The sequence below is a fragment of the Streptomyces sp. NPDC024555 genome (genome assembly GCF_055559335.1).
The window spans coordinates 1-17,659 of the sequence record NZ_JBVHKV010000005.1; the positions used below are offsets into that span (position 1 = coordinate 1).

The 17,659-nt window shown below is 72.2% G+C and carries 12 protein-coding genes and 3 pseudogenes; 10 read left to right on the forward strand and 5 right to left on the reverse strand.

Annotated features, from left to right (window positions below; all coding sequences use genetic code 11):
• Nucleotides 1–29 precede the first annotated feature (29 nt).
• The gene (locus ACZ4FH_RS09700; RefSeq protein WP_467303565.1) at nt 30–1,244 is read left to right on the forward strand and encodes an amidohydrolase; all 1,215 of its coding nucleotides are present in this window, start codon (nt 30–32) and stop codon (nt 1,242–1,244) included.
• 277 nt (nt 1,245–1,521) lie between these two features.
• On the forward strand, nt 1,522–3,054 hold the full coding sequence (locus ACZ4FH_RS09705; protein WP_467303566.1) for an ABC transporter substrate-binding protein: 1,533 nt from the start codon (nt 1,522–1,524) through the stop codon (nt 3,052–3,054).
• Nucleotides 3,055–3,113: 59 nt separating this feature from the next.
• Here the strand turns inward: ACZ4FH_RS09705 and ACZ4FH_RS09710 are convergent, their stop codons facing one another.
• Nucleotides 3,114–4,712 carry a family 20 glycosylhydrolase gene (locus ACZ4FH_RS09710; protein ID WP_467303568.1) on the reverse strand — a complete coding sequence of 533 codons (1,599 nt, stop codon included), beginning with the start codon at nt 4,710–4,712 and terminating at the stop codon, nt 3,114–3,116.
• A gap of 223 nt (nt 4,713–4,935) precedes the next feature.
• Here ACZ4FH_RS09710 and ACZ4FH_RS09715 point away from each other — a divergent pair, with 223 nt between their 5' ends.
• Together ACZ4FH_RS09715 and ACZ4FH_RS09720 are read left to right on the forward strand one after the other, a co-directional pair.
• The gene (locus ACZ4FH_RS09715) at nt 4,936–6,228 is read left to right on the forward strand and encodes a glycoside hydrolase family 1 protein (protein WP_467303569.1); all 1,293 of its coding nucleotides are present in this window, start codon (nt 4,936–4,938) and stop codon (nt 6,226–6,228) included.
• Between the two features lie 10 nt (nt 6,229–6,238).
• On the forward strand, nt 6,239–6,820 hold the full coding sequence (locus ACZ4FH_RS09720) for a TetR/AcrR family transcriptional regulator (protein ID WP_467303570.1): 582 nt from the start codon (nt 6,239–6,241) through the stop codon (nt 6,818–6,820).
• A 60-nt stretch (nt 6,821–6,880) separates the two neighbouring features.
• Here the strand turns inward: ACZ4FH_RS09720 and ACZ4FH_RS09725 are convergent, their stop codons facing one another.
• Nucleotides 6,881–9,229, reverse strand: coding sequence for a glycoside hydrolase family 3 C-terminal domain-containing protein (locus ACZ4FH_RS09725; RefSeq protein ID WP_467303571.1), 2,349 nt, complete (start codon nt 9,227–9,229; stop codon nt 6,881–6,883).
• A gap of 247 nt (nt 9,230–9,476) precedes the next feature.
• Between ACZ4FH_RS09725 and ACZ4FH_RS09730 the strand changes: the two genes are divergently transcribed.
• Nucleotides 9,477–10,415, forward strand: coding sequence for an SGNH/GDSL hydrolase family protein (locus ACZ4FH_RS09730; protein ID WP_467303572.1), 939 nt, complete (start codon nt 9,477–9,479; stop codon nt 10,413–10,415).
• On the opposite strand, the gene ACZ4FH_RS09735 is transcribed toward ACZ4FH_RS09730, so the two are convergent.
• On the reverse strand, nt 10,401–11,063 hold the full coding sequence (locus ACZ4FH_RS09735) for a TetR/AcrR family transcriptional regulator (RefSeq protein WP_467303574.1): 663 nt from the start codon (nt 11,061–11,063) through the stop codon (nt 10,401–10,403). The genes ACZ4FH_RS09730 and ACZ4FH_RS09735 overlap by 15 nt on opposite strands.
• A 242-nt stretch (nt 11,064–11,305) precedes the next feature.
• Between ACZ4FH_RS09735 and ACZ4FH_RS09740 the strand changes: the two genes are divergently transcribed.
• Genes ACZ4FH_RS09740 through ACZ4FH_RS09750 form a run of 3 tightly spaced genes read left to right on the forward strand, consistent with a single transcriptional unit; the run spans nt 11,306 to nt 14,870 of the window.
• The gene (locus ACZ4FH_RS09740; protein ID WP_467303575.1) at nt 11,306–12,247 is read left to right on the forward strand and encodes an ABC transporter permease; all 942 of its coding nucleotides are present in this window, start codon (nt 11,306–11,308) and stop codon (nt 12,245–12,247) included.
• Nucleotides 12,244–14,022, forward strand: coding sequence for a dipeptide/oligopeptide/nickel ABC transporter permease/ATP-binding protein (locus ACZ4FH_RS09745; RefSeq protein ID WP_467303576.1), 1,779 nt, complete (start codon nt 12,244–12,246; stop codon nt 14,020–14,022). The genes ACZ4FH_RS09740 and ACZ4FH_RS09745 overlap by 4 nt, the downstream gene beginning before the upstream one ends.
• The gene (locus ACZ4FH_RS09750) at nt 14,019–14,870 is read left to right on the forward strand and encodes an ATP-binding cassette domain-containing protein (protein WP_467303578.1); all 852 of its coding nucleotides are present in this window, start codon (nt 14,019–14,021) and stop codon (nt 14,868–14,870) included. The genes ACZ4FH_RS09745 and ACZ4FH_RS09750 overlap by 4 nt, the downstream gene beginning before the upstream one ends.
• 408 nt (nt 14,871–15,278) lie before the next feature.
• Here ACZ4FH_RS09750 and ACZ4FH_RS09755 read toward each other — a convergent pair.
• Nucleotides 15,279–15,545: pseudogene (locus ACZ4FH_RS09755) on the reverse strand (hypothetical protein); the annotation flags it as partial.
• A 170-nt stretch (nt 15,546–15,715) separates the two neighbouring features.
• Here ACZ4FH_RS09755 and ACZ4FH_RS09760 point away from each other — a divergent pair.
• A pseudogene (locus tag ACZ4FH_RS09760) lies at nt 15,716–15,904 on the forward strand (hypothetical protein); the annotation flags it as partial.
• 46 nt (nt 15,905–15,950) lie between these two features.
• Here the strand turns inward: ACZ4FH_RS09760 and thpR are convergent.
• A pseudogene (thpR, locus tag ACZ4FH_RS09765) lies at nt 15,951–16,609 on the reverse strand (RNA 2',3'-cyclic phosphodiesterase).
• 558 nt (nt 16,610–17,167) lie between these two features.
• Between thpR and ACZ4FH_RS09770 the strand changes: the two are divergent.
• Nucleotides 17,168–17,386: an MbtH family protein gene (locus ACZ4FH_RS09770; RefSeq protein ID WP_073969135.1), complete on the forward strand. Its 219-nt coding sequence runs from the start codon at nt 17,168–17,170 to the stop codon at nt 17,384–17,386.
• The last annotated feature ends 273 nt before the right edge of the window (nt 17,387–17,659 follow it).

Consider the following 17,659-nt stretch of genomic DNA (forward strand, 5'->3'; position numbering starts at 1 on the left):
CCCCCCCCCCCCCCCCCCTGACGCGCGGGATGGTGTCCGGGGTCGACCAGGAGGAACTGGCCGGTCTCTACCGGGATCTCCACCGGCACCCCGAACTGTCCATGGAGGAGCACTGGACCGCCGCGCTGCTGGCGGGGCGGCTCCGGGCGGCCGGGTTCGACGTGACCGAAGGAGTCGGGCGGACCGGCGTCGTCGGGGTGCTGCGCAACGGGGAGGGGCCCGTGGTCTGGCTGCGCGGGGACATGGACGCGCTGCCGGTGCGGGAGGAGACGGGGCTTCCGTACGCCTCCGGGGCGGAGGGCGTCATGCATGCCTGCGGGCACGACATGCACGTGACCTGGCTCGTCGGCGCCGCCGAGGCGCTGGCCTCGGCGCGGGACGCGTGGGCCGGGACCCTCGTGGTGATCGGGCAGCCCGCCGAGGAGGGCGGGTCGGGGGAGTCCGGGGCCGCGGCCATGGTCGCGGACGGGCTGCGGGAGAGGTTCCCCGTGCCGGACGCGCTGCTCGGGCAGCACGTCGCCCCGGGGCCCCCGGGGCTGGTGCTGCACACACCGGGTCTGACGATGGCGGCCATGGACGACATCGACATACGGATCCACGGGTGCGGTGGCCACGGATCGCGGCCCGAGGCCACGGTGGACCCCATCGTGACGGCCGCACACGTGGTGACGCGCCTGCAGGCGGTCGTCTCCCGGGAACTCGCCGCCACGGACGTCGCCGTGCTCACCGTGGGCCGGATCCACGCGGGCGCGAAGCGCAACATCATCCCGTCCGAGGCCGAACTCGCCCTCAACCTCCGGACGCGCACGCCCGAGGTCCGTGAGCGGGCGCTTGCGGCGATACGCCGCATCGTCGAGGGCGAGTGCGCGGCGGCCGGGTGCCCCCGGCCGCCCGAGATCGACGTCGTGTACAGCCTGCCGGCGATGGTCAACGACGCAGGCCTGGACGCCCGGGTGGCGGCCGCGCACCGCGAGGTCGTCGGGGACGGTGCCGTCCTGGACTTCGGCCCCGTGACCGGAAGCGAGGACATCTCCCTCCTTCCGCCCGCCGGAACGCCGTACGACTACTGGTACGTCACCTCCACGCCGCAGAGCGTGTGGGAGGCGGCCGAGGGGGAGTCGCTCGCCGAGAAGGCGGCCCGTGTCCCGTCGAACCACAGCGCGCTGTTCGCCCCCGACCCGTCGGTGATTCCGGTGGGGGTGAGCACCCTCGTGTCCGCCGCGCTGACCGTGTTCTCCGCCTGAGGGGAAACGCCGCTCCCGTACGGGCGCGGCGGGGCGTGCCGGCCGGTCGTGACCCTTTGGGTCACGGCCGGCTCCCGGCTGCCCCGGCGCGCCCGTACGGAGCGACCCGGGGTCCGATTCCCCTGGCCGGAATCCATTGACTACAAAAACCGAACACATTACGGTTTTCGTCATTCGAGGGTGCCCGTCCTGTCGGCGCCCTCCGTCCGACGTGCCGTCGGACTCCACCTGCTGCCGGTGACGCACGCCCCGGCCCTGCCGACGGAGATAAATAGACATGAGGATTTCCGCTCGTTCCACCGGCCTCACGGCCTCGGCGGTCGCCGCGTCGCTGGTCCTCGCGGGCTGTGCGGGAGGCGGCGGGGCGAAGGCCGGCGCGGCCACGCTCGACATCGCGACACTGACCGCCGCGCAGAGCCTGGACCCCAAGGACGCGCTCGGCGGTGCGCTGCCGTACTTCCAGGCCGTCTACGACACGCTGATCCTCAGAGCGCCGGACGGTTCGTACCGGCCGATGCTCGCCACCGCGTGGACCTACGACACGACCGGCACCCGGCTCTCGCTCACGCTGCGCAAGGGCGTGAAGTTCAGCGACGGGACCGTCTTCGACGCGAACGCGGTGAAGGCCAATCTGGAGCACTTCCAGAAGGGCGGCGGCGGTGCGGCGAAGACGCTCGCCTCCCTCAAGCAGGTCACCGTCGAGGACGCCTCCCACATCACGCTCACCTTGGCGGCCCCGGACCCCGCGATGCTGTTCCACCTCAGCGACGCGGCCGGTCTGATGGCCGCCCCGGCCAAGCTGGCCGGCGGCAGCCTCAAGACGACTCCGGTCGGCACCGGGCCGTACACCCTGGACAAGGCGAAGACGACCATCGGAAACAAGTACACGTTCCGGCGCAAGGCGGACTACTGGGGTGAGAAGCTTCCGTACGAGGGGCTGACCATCAGCGTCTTCGACAACGAGACCGCCATCGTCAACGGACTCAAGACCGAGCAGATCGACAGTGCCGTCCTCCAGGACGCGAACCAGCAGGTCGCGCTCGCCGGGGACACCCGGCTGAAGAAGACGGACCTCACCTTCGACTTCCAGGGCCTGCTGCTCTTCGACCGCGCGGGCGTGCGGACTCCGGCGCTGGCCGAGCCCCGGGTCCGCCAGGCGCTGAACCTCGCCATCGACCGCAAGACCATGCTGGACAAGCTCCGCCAGGGACGCGGCGAGACCACCGGTCAGGTGTACGGCAAGGAGGCCAAGGCGTACGACAAGGCCCTGGACACCTATTACGCGCACGACCCGGCCAAGGCGAAGCGACTGCTGGCCGAGGCGGGGTACGCGAACGGATTCACCCTCAAACTGCCGCGGATCTCGGCCATCGTCAACGACGCGCTGGCCTCCTCGATCTCCGCGGACCTCAAGGCCGTCGGCATCACGGTGGCCTGGGACCAGCTCGACGGGGCGACGGCCGTCCAGAAGGTGTACCGCGAGCGGGCCTACTCCGCCATGGTCATGAACATGGGACAGTCCCCGATCGACTGGGTGGCGACGCAGGAACTGGTCGCCCCCGGCACGTTCAACATGTTCGGCACCAGCGACGCCACCGTGAGCAAGCTGATGGGGACGGTCCGGACGGGGTCCGAGCGGGAGGCGGGGGCGGCGGCGCGTGCGCTGAACACGCACCTGGTCGAGCAGGGCTGGTTCGTTCCCTTCTACCGGATGACCTACCAGATCGTCTCCGCGGCCGATGTGAAGGTGACGCCCCAGTCGGGCATGGCGGTGCCCTCGATCTACGACTACGCGCCCGCCTCTTCCTGAGCGCGCGGCACCCCCGTGGGGCCCCGGAACCAGCAGGTTCCGGGGCCCCACGGCCGTTCTCACGACCAGGGAACGTCGGTGGCGGGGAAGTGGACCAGGTCCCGTGCCCGCCACAGGGCCGCGTGGCGGGCGAGGTCGTGACGGTGCGTCTCCCAGTCGTCGGGGCGGCCGCTCCAGGCGGTGCCCGCCAGCGAGGCGAGCCGGGGGAGCAGCAGTGTGGTGAGGTCGTCGAAGCTGCGCAGGGTCTCGCCGAAGAGGGTGGCCTCCACTCCGGCCACCTGCTCGTCGGGGATGCCGTGCGCGGCCGGGTCCCAGGCCGCGGTGTACCGGACGTCGCGCGGCCGGTACGCGGGGAAGCCGAGGCGGGCGGCGTCCGCGATGCGGGCGGCCGGGACGGTCTCGGGGGCGTACCGGCGGTCGAGGTAGAGGTGCGACTGCGGGGAGAGGATCAGGCGGCCGCCACCCTCCAGGACCCGCTCGACGTCGTGGGCGGAGGGGGCGAAGAACCGGCGGAGCGCGTCGAGGAGCGCGCCGTCGAACCCGGCGTCGAGCAGATCGGGGCGCAGGGCGAGTTCCTCCTCCGAGCCGGGCAGGTCCATCATCGGCGGATCCACCCAGAACTGGGCGATGTCCGAGGCCGTCACCCCCGCCCGTGCCGACTCCTGCCAGGCCACCGGACGCTTCCCGGACGCGCGCACCATGGCCCGCAGCGCGTCCACGGCGTCGGCGAAACTCTCGTCGGTGATGCCGACGGCCTCGTCGCCGCCGATGTGCACGAAAGGACCGGTCGTCAGGGCGCAGACGTCCGCGAGCACGGCACGGACGGTCTCGCGGGTCCGGGTGTCGGCGAGGTCGAGCGGCGGGACGTACGGGAAGCGGCCTTCGACACCGGGCGGGGCCGGGGCGGCGGGCAGCCCGGGGACGGCCGCCCTGAGCGCGGCGCAGTGGCCGGGCAGGTCGATCTCGGGAACCAGGGTGATGTGCCGGCGGGCCGCGTACTCCTGGAGCGCGGTGTACTCCTCGGCGCTGTAGAACGACCTCGCTCCCGGTTCCCCAGGTGCGGTGAGTGCGGGGACCGAGGGGGTCTCGATGCGCCAGCCCTCGTTGTCCGTGAGGTGCAGGTGCAGCACGTTGAGCTTGTACAGCGCGGCGAGGTCGATGAGGCGGCGCAGCCGGGCGGGCGGGACGAAGCTGCGGGCGGGGTCGAGCAGGAGGCCGCGCCAGGCGTAGCGGGGAGCGTCCGCGATCTCCTGCGCCTCCGGTGTGCCGCCGTCCGCCAGGGCGATGAGCTGGAGGGCGGTGGTGGCGGCGCGGAAGGCGCCCACGCGGGTCCGGGCGCGGCAGGTGATGCCGTCGGCGTCGACGACCACGCCGTACGCCTCGTCTACGGGGGCCGGTGCCCCGTCGGGGGCGATGCCGAGGGTGGTGCGGCCGGCCGGGGGCGGGTCACCGAGGGTGAGCCGCAGGACCGGGCCCGTGCCGTCCCCGTCGCCCGGCAGGAGCCGGTCGCCCAGGTGCGGGGCGAGAAGCTCGCGGATGGTCCGTTCCTCCTGGGCGAGCGCGGGGTCGGCGCGCAGGCGCCAGGGGCCGCGGGCCGCCGGGCCGGTGCCGCCGACAGAGGTGGCCGAGGTGGCGGGGGTGGGGACGACAGCGCGCATGGGTGCCTCCGCCGGCGGTGCCGGGGCCCAGGAGCCCGGGGTGCCGGTGTCAGGTTCGGCCTACGGGCTCCTGGGCGGCGTCTCCGGCCGGGTGCGGGGTGACTCCCCCACGGTGCCCCTTCTTCGCGAGCCGGAAGCACCTGTACGCTAACACGAAAACCGATCACTGAACGCTTTTCGTGGCGGCGGTCCCGAGGGCGCCCCACGAGCGAAAGGACACTCCATGGCCGACGCGTCCGAGCCCCGCCTGCCGCTGCCGGACGGCTTCCTGATGGGAGCCTCGACCTCCGCCCACCAGGTGGAGGGGAACAACGCCTCCAGCGACTGGTGGGCGCTGGAGAACCGGCCGGGGACCTTTCTGTCCGAGCCGAGCGGCGACGCGGCCGACAGCTACCACCGCTGGCCCGAGGACATGGACCTGCTCGCCGGCCTCGGCTTCGACGCCTACCGCTTCGGCATCGAGTGGGCCCGTATCGAGCCCGAGGAGGGTCGGGTCTCCCGGGCCGCGGTCGCGCACTACCGCGCGATGGTCCTCGGGGCCCGCGAGCGCGGTCTCACGCCGGTGGTGACGCTTCACCACTTCACCTCGCCCCGCTGGTTCAGCGCCCGGGGCGGCTGGCTCGCGGCCGACGCGACGGAACGGTTCACGGCGTACGTCCGCACCGCGATCGAGATCCTGGGCGACGAGGTGCGGTACGTCGCGACGATCAACGAGCCGAACATGGTCGCCCTGATGCACGCGCTGCGCCGGCTCGCGGAGGAGCACGGCCGGTTCCCCTCGCCGGACTCCCCGGACTCCCCGGACGGCGGGGAGACCGGCGGCGTCGCCTTCGACCCGTCGGCCGTCGAGCCCGACGCCGATGTCACCGCAGCGCTCGTCCGTGCCCATCACGCCGCTCGCGCGGTGCTGGAGGAGGCGGACCGGGGCTACCGGGTCGGCTGGACCGTGGCCAATCAGGTGTACCAGGCCGAGCCGGGGGCCGAGGAGACGGCCGCCGCGTACGCGCTGCCCCGCGAGGACGTGTTCCTCCGGGCCGCACGCGGCGACGACTGGATCGGCGTCCAGGCCTACACGCGCCACCGGATCGGGGCCTCCGGCCCGCTGCCCGTACCGGACGGGGCGGAAACCACCCTGACGGGCTGGGAGTTCTACCCGCGGGCGCTCGGTGAGGCCGTACGGCACACACGGGAGGTCGTGGGCGACGGCGTCCCGATCCTCGTCACCGAGAACGGCATCGCGACCGCCGACGACGCGCGCCGCATCGCCTACACCGAGGCCGCCCTCGCGAGTCTGGCCGCCGAGATGAGGAACGGCGCCGACGTCCGCGGATACTTCCACTGGAGCGCCCTCGACAACTACGAATGGGGCAGCTACCGGCCCACGTTCGGTCTGATCGCGGTCGACCGGCGGACCTTCGCCCGCACCCCCAAGCCGTCCGCGCGCTGGCTGGGCGCACTCGCCCTCGCACGTGGGCTGCCGTCCGGTGCGGACCGCGCCTCGTCGCCCGCACGCTAGTGTGATCGTCATGGCGAAAAGGGGCCCTTACGAGAAGGGCGAGGCGAAGCGCAGGGAGATCCTGGAGGCTGCTCTGAGGATCTTCGCCGAGGAGGGGTACCGCGGCACATCGCTGCGCAAGGTCGCGGCCCAGTGCAACCTCAGCCTGCCCGGTCTCATGCACTACTTCGACTCCAAGGAGGATCTGCTGACCCAGGTCCTGCGGGTGAGGGACGAGACCGCCCGGACGCGGCACTCGGGGCTGACGGGGCTGGACACCTACCGCGCGGTGGCCAAGGAGGGCGCGAGCACGCCCGGCCTCGTCGAGCTGTTCGTCTCGATGTCGGCCGCCGCCGGGGACCCCGAGCATCCCGCGCACGCCCACTTCGCCCAGCGCTACCCGGACATCCGCAGCGGGATCGTGGCGTATCTCCGCGCGCGCATGGAGGAGGGTTCCCTCCGGGCGGACATTCCGGCCGAGCGGCTCGCGGTTCTCCTCGTCGCCGTGGCCGACGGCGTTCAGCTGCAGTGGCTGACGGACCGGTCGCTGGACATGGGGCAGCCGATCGAGGACGTGATGACGCTCCTGTCCCTCGAACCGGGGCAGGACTGACGGATCGGAGAAGGGGCCCTCCCTCGGGAAGGCCCCTTCTCCGATCCGCGGGGAAGCCGGTCAGCTCCGGCCCGTCCCCGCCTCACGGGCCATGGCCGCGGCCCGCTCGCACAGTTCCGGGAGCCGGGACAGCGGGACCGAACTCTGCGGGAACTCGGCGATGACCTCCAGCGGCATGCCGGCCAGGAAACGCCGCAGCACCGGGTCGGCCGGCGCACCGCCCCGCGTCTCCCCGCCCGCTTCCGCGTTCCCCCCGTCCCGTTCCGCGCGGCCCCGTGCGAAGGCGTCCAGGAGCAGCGGGCCGCCGATCGGATGGGCCAGCCACTCGCCCAGCGTGTGGCGCGGGGAGAGCGGAATCCGCGACACATCGCCGTCGACCGCGAGCGGCGCCGCACAGCGGATGTCGCGCGAGGAGGCCCCCACCTCGACGCTTCGGGTCCCGCCCTCCACGAACCAGCCGCCCTCCCGCTCGCTGTAGTGCGCGAGATCGGCGCGGTCGAACGTCACACGGACCTCCCGGGACTCGCCGGGCGCCAGATCGACGGACGCGAACCCGCGGAGCTCCCGGACGGGGCGGTCGACCCGGGACCCCTCCGGACCCCCGGCATACACCTGGACGACCTCGCGTCCGGCCCGCGCACCGGTGTTGGTCACGGTGACACGCACCTCGAAGCGCCGGTCCTCCGCCACGGGCCGGACCGTCAGCCCGTCGTACGCGAACGCCGTGTACGACAGTCCGTGACCGAACGGGAAGGCGACCGCGTCACCGCGCCGGTCGTGCCCGCGATAGCCCACGAACACACCCTCCCCGTAGCGGACATGCCCGTCCGCGCCCGGGAAGGAGAGGTACGAGGGGCTGTCCTGGAGCCGCAGCGGGATGGTCTCGGCGAGCCGGCCGGACGGCGCGGCGTGCCCGTACAGGATCCGGGCCAGCGCGCTGCCGCCGCCCTGGCCGAGCAGCCAGCCCTCCAGGACCGCCGGTACCCGCTCGTGCCAGGGCGAGGTCCGCACCACACCGCCGTTGGACAGCACCACGACCACGCGCTCGTGGACCGCGACGATCCGGTCGAGCAGCGCGAGCTGGTCCTCGGGCAGGTCGATGTGGTCACGGTCGAACCCCTCGGACTCGTCCCGGGCGGGCAGGCCGAGGAAGAGCAGCACGGTGTCGGCGTCGGTCGCCAGCCGCTCGGCCTGCGCGGCGAGTTCCTCGCGCTCGGCGGCGTCCGCCTCGCCGGAGATCCCGTAGCCCTCCGCGAAGTCGACCCGCGCGCCGGACGCCGCCTCCCGCAGGCACGCCAGCGGCGTGTCCAGCCGGGTCGGGGTGACCTGGGAGCTGCCCGCGCCCTGGTAGCGGGGGATACGGGCGAGTGCGCCGATGACGGCGACGGTGCCGCCCGACGGGTCGAGCGGAAGGATGTCACCGTCGTTCTTCAGCAGGACGACGCATCGCTCGGCGGCCTCGCGGGCCAGCAGGTGGTGTTCGTCGTACGGCACCGGGGCGGGGGAGCCGGGTGCCGGGGCGGTGGCCCTGCGGGCGAGGAGCGCGAGACGGGCCACGGCCGAGTCCAGCTCCTCCTCGGGCAGTTCGCCGTTCTCGACGGCGGCCACGACCTCACGGTCGGTGCGCCCCGCGGTGCCCGGCATCTGGAGGTCGAGGCCGGCGCGCAGGGCGGCGACGCGGTCGCGCACGGCGCCCCAGTCGGACATGACGACACCGTCGAAACCCCATTCCGTCCGCAGGACGTCCGTGAGCAGGCGGCGGTTCTCGCTGAGCGGTACGCCGTTGAGCGCGTTGTAGGCGGCCATCACCGACCAGGGGCGGTCCCGGCGCACGATGCGTTCGAAGGCGCGCAGGTAGATCTCGCGGAGCGGCCGCTCGTCGATGTCCGCGCTGACCCGCATGCGGTCGGTCTCCTGGTTGTTGGCCGCGAAGTGCTTGAGGGCGGCGCCGACGCCGGAGTCCTGGAGGCCGCGGACCATCGCGCCGCCGAGTTCGGCGGTGAGCAGCGGGTCCTCGGAGAAGTACTCGAAGTTCCGTCCGCACAGCGGTGAACGCTTGATGTTGATCCCGGGGCCGAGGACCACATGCACCCCGTGGGCGCGCGCCTCGGCGGCGAGGGCGGCGGCGATCCGCTCGGCCAGAGCGGGGTCCCAGCTGCTGCCGAGGGCGACGGCCGGCGGGAAGCAGGTCGCGGGAGCCGCGCTGTGCAGGTCGAGCTGCCCGCCGTCGCCCGTCTCCTTGGGCAGCCGCAGCCCGTGGGGGCCGTCGGACAGCGACAGCGCCGGGATGTCGCCCACCGCTTCCGTGACGAAGTCACCGGCGCCACTGGTCAGCGAGGCCTTGAGGGCCGTCGTCACCACGGCCGGGGCGTCCGGCGCGGCAGGCTGGTGGGGAGTGTGCTGGGTCATGGGATCCGCCCGGGTCGTTCGGCATGACGGCACCCTGCCGTCACCTCAAAACCATATAGTGATCGGTTTTGGAAGTCGAGAGGCGCTTCACCCGGCGGCCCCGGTAGGCCGGCGTGCGCCCGGCCCCCGTTGTGCGCGATCCATTGACGGACAGAAACCGATCGTTCTACGGTTTTCGCGCCCGGTCGGCCTCCCTGGGCGGGAGCCGCGCCTTTCGGGTCATCCACTCACGAGAAGAGGTACAGCGATGACGCTGCGCCCCGGACACGGCAGCCCCGCGACTGCCGGGTCCTCACGCCTGAGCCGCACGGTACTGACCGCCCTGTGCGCCGGAACCCTGCTCGGCGCCGCCGCGCTCCCCGCGAGCGCGCACTCCTCGCACGGCCGCGGACCCTCGGCCCGCCCCTCGGCCGCCGTCGCCCCGGTCGGTCACTACGCGGCCCTCGGCGACTCCTTCAGCTCCGGCCTCGGCATCCCCGCGCAGACGGACGCCGTGTGCGGCCGGTCCGACCGGAACTACCCGACGCTGGTGGCCTCGGCCGTCGGCGCCGCTGCGTCGAGCGACGTCACGTGCGCGGGCGCCGAGACCCGGCATGTGACGGAGCCGCAGAACGGGGTGGCGCCGCAGATCGACGCGGTCCGGCCGGACACCTCGCTGGTCACGGTGGGAATCGGCGGCAACGACCTCGACCTGGCAGGCATCATCAAGCGCTGCGCGCTCCTCGCGTACCTCAATCCACTCGGTTCGCCCTGCAGGACCAGCTTCACACTGTTCGGCACCGACGAGATCGGCTCGCGCATCAACGCCACCGCCCCGAAGATCGCCGGCGTCCTGAGGGCGGTGCGGACCGAGGCCCCGAAGGCGCGGGTGTTCCTCGTCGGCTACCCGGCCATCGCGCCCGACGACGGCTCGGCCTGCCGCTCCGTACTCCCGCTCGCCGCCGGAGACTTCGCCTGGCTGCGGGACAAGACCAAGCAGCTCAACGCCATGCTGGCCCAGCAGGCGGCCGCGGGCGGGGCCGCCTTCGTCGACACCTACACCCCGTCGATCGGCCACGACGCCTGCCGGCCCGCCGGGGTGCGCTGGATCGAACCCGCCGATACGCCGGAAGGGGCCGGTTTCCACCCCAACGCCTCGGGCCACGCGAGCACCGCCGCCACGCTCACCCGGCTAATCGGCGGCTGAGCCGGATCCCTCCGAGGGGTCCGCGGCGGGCGAGAGCCCGTAGGCCCCCAGGAACTCCCACACCCGCTCCTCCATCGGCACCGCCTCCGGCTCCAGCAGCCACTGGGTCTGCAGGCCGTCCATCATCGCGAGCAGTTGCTGCGCGACGGCGGACGGTCGCACCGGCGACGGGGGCGGCGCTGCGTCGAACAACTCGGCGAGCAGGGCTCCGAGTTCACGGCGCAGCAGTTGGTACCGCCTGACGAAGTAGGCGCGCGCGGGGTGGTCCGGCTCGGACGCCTCCGCGGACAGCTTCGCGTACAGGGCCACCAGGCCCGGCGTCCGGCTGTTGCGCCCCACCACGCCGACGATGCGGGTCAGCCGCTCGGCGGGGGTGGGGGCGGAGCCGGTACGGGGGGCGTCGGAGCCGGCGAGGAGCCCCGGGAAGAGGGCGGCGGCGTCCTCCTGGTCGCGCCGGCCCAGTACGTCGAGGAGGAGTTGCTCCTTGCCGGGGAAGTGGTGCAGGAGGCCGGCATGGGTCATGCCGGCGTGGGCGGCGATCTCCCGAAGGGAGACCGGGTTGTACCCCGACCGGGCGAAGAGCTCGGTGGCCGCGTCGAGGATGCGGACGCGGGTGCGCTCGCCCTTCGTGCGGGGTGGCCTGTTCAAGGGGCGGTCTCCTCGGGTCGCCGCGCAGCGCACGGATCAAGGAAATCTACCAGGCGGTAGAAATAGGGAGAGGAAATCTACCAAGTGGTTAATTTTATGGGTATGGTGAGCCGCGTTCCCGCCCGCGACCACGCCCGGGACGTTCCTCCGCACCCGCACGGGGGCCCCTGTGAGGCCCCTCGTCGCACACGGATGCGGCTCACACCGGCCGATGCGGCCGCCGGTCACGGATACCGAGACTCATGCTGACGTTCATCGCACGCAGGATCGGGGCCGGAGCAGTGCTCCTCCTCGTCATCTCCCTGCTCTCCTATCTCCTGCTGTCGATCCCCGACACCGATGTCGGGCGGCAGCTCCTCGGGCCCACCGCGGCCCTGGCCGACATCGACGCCAAGAACGCCGAACTCGGCGTCGACCGCCCGGTCCTCGTCCAGTACGCCGACTGGCTCGCCCACGCGGTCCGGGGCGACTTCGGCACCTCCTGGTTCTCCGGCGAGGACGTGACCCTTGCGGTCGCCAACCGGATGCCCGTCACCCTGAGCCTCATGCTCGGCGCGACCCTGGTGACGGCGCTCCTGGCCTTCCTCCTGGGGGTGTGGGCGGGCGTCCGCCGGGGCGCCGCCGACCGCCTCGTCCAGATCCTTGGCGTCGCGGGATACGCGCTGCCCGGATTCCTCGTCACCCTCGTCCTCGTCCTGGTCTTCGCGGTCCGCCTGGACTGGTTCCCCGCCATCGGCTACACCCCCTTCACCGAATCCCCGTCCGGCTGGCTCGCCACCGTCACCCTCCCCATCGCCTCCCTCTCCGTCGCCTCCGTCGCGGGCGTCTCCCAGCAGGTCCGCGGCGCCGTCATCGACGTGATGCGCCAGGACTACGTCCGTACCCTGCGCTCCCGCGGCCTGTCCGAACGGCGGATCGTCCTCAAGCACGTCCTGCGCAACGCCTCCGCACCCGGGCTCTCCGTCCTCGGCATGCAGTTCGTCGGGCTCCTCGGCGGCGCCGTCCTGGTCGAGCAGATCTTCGGCCTTCCCGGTCTCGGAAGCATGACCGTCACCTACACCACCCGCGGCGACATCCCCGTGATCATGGCCCTGGTCATGCTGACCGTGATCGTCGTCGTCGTGATCAACCTCCTGGTCGACATCATGATCGGCTGGCTCAACCCGAAGGCGCGGATCGCATGAGCGACACCACCCCGGACCGGACCGGACCCGCGAAGCCCCGCCCGTCACACGGCACTTGGGGGCGGCTCCTGCGCAATCCGCTCGCCGCGGCCTCGCTCGCCGTGCTGGCCGTCCTCATCGCCGCAGCGCTCCTCGCCCCGCTCCTCGCGCCGCAGGGCCCGGCCGAATCCGTCCTCGCCGACGCCTTCGCGGGACCCGGCGCGCACTACCCCCTCGGCGCGGACTCCGCCGGACGCGACATCCTCTCCCGGCTCCTGTACGGCGGCCGCAACACACTCGGCGGAGCGGTCATCGCCCTCACGCTGGCCCTCGCCCTCGGCGTCCCGGCGGGCCTCTACGCCGGCTACCGAGGCGGCTGGTTCGACGCCGCCGCCAACTGGACCGTCAACCTCGTCATGGCCCTGCCCGCCATGGTCGTCCTGCTGGCATCCCGCGCGATCCTCGGCCCCAACGTCTGGGTGCTCATGATCGTCCTCGGAGTCCTCGCCGCCCCCGGCTTCTTCCGGCTCGTCCGTGGCATCGTCGCCGACGTGCGCGGCGAACTGTACGTGGACGCGGCCCGGGTCTCCGGCCTGTCCGACGCCCGCATCGTGGCCCGCCACATCCTCATCGTCGTACGGGGCCCGATCATCATCCAGACCGCCCTGGTGGCCGGCGTCGCCATCGCGCTCCAGGCCGGCCTGGAGTTCCTCGGAGTCGGCAGCGACTCCACCGCCACCTGGGGCGCCATGCTCAACGAGGCGTTCCAGAACATCCAGCGCGCCCCCGCCCTCCTGCTGTGGCCCGGTCTCGCGCTCGGCCTGACCAACGCCGCCCTCGTCCTCCTCGCCGCCGGGCTCAGGGACACCCTGGAGGACCGCGCCGACCACCGCGCCGCCCCGGCCCGGAGCGGCCGGACCCCGGTGCCGTCCGCCGGGGCCCCGGCAGCGGAAGAACGGGACGCCCTGCTCTCCGTACGAGGTCTCAAGGTCGCCTACGCGCAGTCCGACGCCACCGACAAGGAGGTCGTCCACGGCATCGACCTCGACGTCCGCCGCGGCGAGATCGTCGGCCTGGTCGGCGAGTCCGGCTCCGGCAAGACGCAGACCGCCTTCTCGGTCCTCGGCCTGCTCCCCGACGGGGGACGGATCACCGAAGGCAGCATCCTCCTCGACGGGCAGGAGGCCGTCGGCCTGCCGGGCCGACGCCACCGCGCCCTGCGCGGCACCACCGCCGCGTACATCCCGCAGGAGCCCATGAGCAATCTCGACCCGGCCTTCACCATCGGCAGCCAGCTCACCGAGCCCATGCGCCGGATCCTCCGGCTCTCCCGCGCCGAAGCCGAAGCCCGCGCCACGGAACTGCTCCGCACCGTCGAGATCCCCGCACCCGACCAGGTCATGCGCCGCTATCCGCACCAGATCTCGGGCGGCATGGCCCAACGGGTCCTCATCGCCGGCGCGATCTCCTGCGACCCCGACCTGCTCATCGCCGACGAACCCACCACCGCGCTGGACGTCCGCGTCCAGGCCGAGATCCTCGACCTGCTGCGCCGCCTCAGGGACGAACACGGCCTCGGCGTCCTGCTCGTCACCCACAACCTCGGGGTCGTCGCCGACCTCTGCGACAGGGTCGCCGTCATGAACCAGGGCCGCATCGTCGAAACCGGCACCACCACCCAGGTCCTCCACGACCCCCAGGACCCCTACACCCGCCGACTCCTCGGCGCCGTACTCGACGACACCGCCGCACGCACCCCCTGGCAGCCCCGCCCCACAAGGAGCGTCCCCGCATGATCCACCGGACCGAACCCCTGCTCTCCGTACGGGAACTGCGCGTCTCCTTCCCCGGCAAGGGCCTGCGGGCCCCTCGCACCGACGTTCTCAAGGGCGTCGACCTCGACATCCGCCCGGCCGAGACCCTGGGTCTCGTCGGCGAGTCAGGCTCCGGCAAGACCACCATCGGCCGCGCCGTCCTCGGGCTCGTCCCCGTCGCCTCCGGCCGCATCGTCTTCGACGGACGACGCGTCGACACCGCCGGACGGGCCGAACGCCGAGCCCTCAGCCGCGACATCCAGGTCGTCTTCCAGGATCCCTACACCTCCCTGAATCCCTCCCGCACCATCGGCGACACCCTCTCCGAACCCCTGCACGCCCAGGGCACCCCCGCCACCGACGCCCGCGACCGGGTCGCCGCTCTCCTGGAACAGGTCCGCCTTCCCGCCGACGCCGCGGCCCGCCTGCCGCGCGAGTTCTCCGGCGGCCAGCGCCAAAGGGTCGCCATCGCCCGCGCCCTCGCCCTGCGTCCCCGGCTCGTCATCTGCGACGAACCCGTCTCCGCCCTCGACCTCACCACCCAGGCCACCGTCCTCGACCTGCTCCTCGACATCCAGGAAGAGACCGGGGTCGCCTACCTCTTCGTCTCCCACGACCTCTCGGTCGTCCGCCGCATGAGCCACCGCGTCGCCGTCATCCACCACGGCGAACTCGTCGAAACCGGCGACGCCTACACCGTCACCCGCACCCCCCGGCACCCCTACACCCGCTCCCTCCTCCTCTCGGCCCCCGTCGCCGACGTCGAAGAACAGAAGCGGCGCAGAATCCAACGAACCCGCCTCACCGCGGACGCCACTGCCATCGGGTAACCAACCGCCGTACGACACCCTCATCACGGGACGACACGACCGGTCCAAACACCGGCGATACGGGGGCTCCTGGCTATCAGGCCCCCGAGCAGGGCTTGCCGGCCGGCCCGCCGCGCCCACCCTGCCGCAAGAACGAGCAAGGCTCATGACCTGTGGATCGGCCTCGGGTTGGACGCGAACGGCGTGCCTTCCCGACCGATCGACTTCTGGTCACGGAGCAGGCCGACCTCGCACCGCCGGTTGGGAAATCACGCCCGTGCCGGGCGTAGCCGGCGCAGCCGGGGAAACAGCGGCGGCTCCGCAAGCAAGTCCTCCGCGGACAGCGGCGTGCCGTACGGCTTCCGGACGCCGCCGCCCGGTGGCGGAGGCGACCACGGGGCAGGTTCGAGCTGGTCGGCCGGCAGCATTCCGCCCGCCGGCTTGCTGGACGGGATACCGGCCCAAGAACTCCGACTCGACCTCGAAACGAGTGACGAAGCCCGCGCCGTCGTGCTTCACGTTCCAGTCCCGGGCGATCCTGATCGCGTAGTCCTCGTTCAGGACCGGGTAGAAGATCGGCTGCTCGGGCAGCCGAGGCGGCCACGCACGCCAGTCCAGCTCCCGAACCAGATCCAGCTCTTTGGGGCCGGTGGGGCGCCACAGGGTCGTCGTTGCTTGCCGGCTGGTCATGTGCATCGCTCTCTGAGCATTGGCCGCTGGTACGGCGGGTCGGCTTTCGGTGAGGGCGCCCGCGTCAGGGGCGGTGATCGTGTCTGCCCTCGAAGGGGAGGCGAGCCACTGCGAGCGTTCCTGATGGCACATCAGGACGGTCGGCAAGTGGTCGGCGTCAGTCCTGAAAAACCTGACTGCAGCTACCCGGACCTGCGCTTCGTTGTAAACTGCGGGAACAGCACTTGGGGGCTGACTTCGACGGTTGGATCACTGAGCGATCGGCAGCAGAGCTGACCGAACCGTTCACCTTCGTAGTCGGCACGGACGGTGTGCTTCGGCTGGCACTGCGGCGAAGCGAGCACGTGGCCTGCGCTGGTGGGGACAGTACCCCCGAACCTCACCAACACACGGAGCCGCGCCCCACTCCGGTCAGGCTGGCGTAACCCCGGCGGGCCCGCCCTCAGGGGTGTGCGGGCGGCACCGCGGCGGCGGAGCCGTGCCGAGCGGCCACGCCGCGATGTCGCGGTAGTGGAGCTGTCCCGGGCGGCTCCCCGCGTTGGTGCCCACCAGGTGCAGGCGCTCGGCGGGCCACGTGCGCCCAGGAACTCCGTGAGCAGCGCGGCGATCTCCCCGGCCGACGTGTGGTCGCCTCGGCGCACCCGGGCGAGGGTCGGATGGGGGCGCAGCGGCCGGTCCTCCAGGGCGATCCCGTGGTCCCGGACCACAGCCCGTACGCCGTCGGCGAGCCGGTGCAGTGCGTCGAGGTCGCCGTCGACCCCGCTCCACGCCACCCGCCCGTCGAACGTGCCGCTGCCGTGCAGAGCCAGGCGCGGAGCGGGCTGGGACGTGGCGAGAGCGGCGAGCGGCGGACACGGCAGCGGAACGCTGTTCACCTGGAGTGCGCCCAGGAACGCCAGGGTGATGTGCCAGTCCTCCATCCGGTTCCACCGCACCTGGGGATGCGTCGCGTAGGCGGGCCGCAGTTCCTGGGCCAGTTCGTCCTTCGCCGGGGCGGGCGGAGCGAGGGCGATGAACACGCGCACGGTCGCGGGCGGGGTCTCTTCGGTCACCCGGCAGTCGTATTGCATGCGGGGCCGGCCGCCCCCGGCGGGTGGCCGTCGGCGCCGAACCCCGGAGAATTACACGGAGTGAGGGGAATGGCCATTGATTTCGAATGGGGCGCGCACCCGGCGCACGGGAGCGCGGCGTGTTCGGCGCGTGCCCGCGCAGGAGGGGGTGTACGCCGGCGGTTATCCGAATATGCGCGGGTCGTATTTAGTGAAATGTACATAATCGGGACATCGGGTGACTGAAAGTTTCCGGAGGAGTGGGCTTGGCATATGTCTCCGGCCGGCCTTCCCGCACGCCACCGTCGTACGGGCTGATAAGTAATGAACCGAATTCGTCTCTGGTGCTGTCGGTGGTCCTCTATGGTGACTGGCGTGAACGGGCGAAGCCGGACGACCGGCCGGCCATCGGCGTCACACCGGCATCCCGAGGCGTAACGTATCTCCGCCCATGCGGCCGTACTTGCGCGACAGGGGGCGGGCGGTCCGGTGGCGGGGGAGCGGGGAATCCGCGCGGCGGGCCCGGGTATATCTGAAGAACATGCGGTGGCATGTGGGAAAACAAGTGGGGGGACGGTCGTGACCAATCCTTTCGATGACGAGTCGGGTCGGTTCGTGACGCTGGTGAACGGCGAGGGCCAGTATTCGCTGTGGCCGGCGCACATCGAGGTTCCGGGGGGCTGGAGCGTCGGCGGTCCCGAGGGTTCGCGACAGGAGTGTCTCGACGCGATCGAGGCCGCGTGGACGGACATGCGGCCCGCGGGCCTGGTGCGGGCGATGGAGGCCGACGCCGGGTAGGGCGGCGCGCGGGCCTGTGGGCCGCCCTGGTTCGCAGGCCCGCGCGTCTCATTCGATCAATGTCGTTCCCGTACGGGCACATTCGATCAGCCCGGGATGACGATCGATCACGTTTCGGCGAGAAATATTCATTCCGCTGTCACGCGGCTTTATTTCCTCATCGATGTACTGCATTGATGGGCTGTGTGCCGCGTTGAAGGACCGGGCGTCGACCTGTCCTCGATAAGCCAGCTCGCGCCCGGTTTCCGCAACGGGAAGCCGGTCCCGTGGTGC

Bases quoted from the DNA above. Each gene is read 5' to 3' on its own strand.
- ACZ4FH_RS09725 (WP_467303571.1), bottom strand. From the start codon at position 9,229: ATGACCCAGCACACTCCCCACCAGCCTGCCGCGCCGGACGCCCCGGCC.
- ACZ4FH_RS09730 (WP_467303572.1), top strand. From the start codon at position 9,477: ATGACGCTGCGCCCCGGACACGGCAGCCCCGCGACTGCCGGGTCCTCA.
- ACZ4FH_RS09720 (WP_467303570.1), top strand. From the start codon at position 6,239: ATGGCGAAAAGGGGCCCTTACGAGAAGGGCGAGGCGAAGCGCAGGGAG.
- ACZ4FH_RS09740 (WP_467303575.1), top strand. From the start codon at position 11,306: ATGCTGACGTTCATCGCACGCAGGATCGGGGCCGGAGCAGTGCTCCTC.
- ACZ4FH_RS09710 (WP_467303568.1), bottom strand. From the start codon at position 4,712: ATGCGCGCTGTCGTCCCCACCCCCGCCACCTCGGCCACCTCTGTCGGC.
- ACZ4FH_RS09745 (WP_467303576.1), top strand. From the start codon at position 12,244: ATGAGCGACACCACCCCGGACCGGACCGGACCCGCGAAGCCCCGCCCG.
- ACZ4FH_RS09700 (WP_467303565.1), top strand. From the start codon at position 30: ATGGTGTCCGGGGTCGACCAGGAGGAACTGGCCGGTCTCTACCGGGAT.
- ACZ4FH_RS09715 (WP_467303569.1), top strand. From the start codon at position 4,936: ATGGCCGACGCGTCCGAGCCCCGCCTGCCGCTGCCGGACGGCTTCCTG.
- ACZ4FH_RS09750 (WP_467303578.1), top strand. From the start codon at position 14,019: ATGATCCACCGGACCGAACCCCTGCTCTCCGTACGGGAACTGCGCGTC.
- ACZ4FH_RS09705 (WP_467303566.1), top strand. From the start codon at position 1,522: ATGAGGATTTCCGCTCGTTCCACCGGCCTCACGGCCTCGGCGGTCGCC.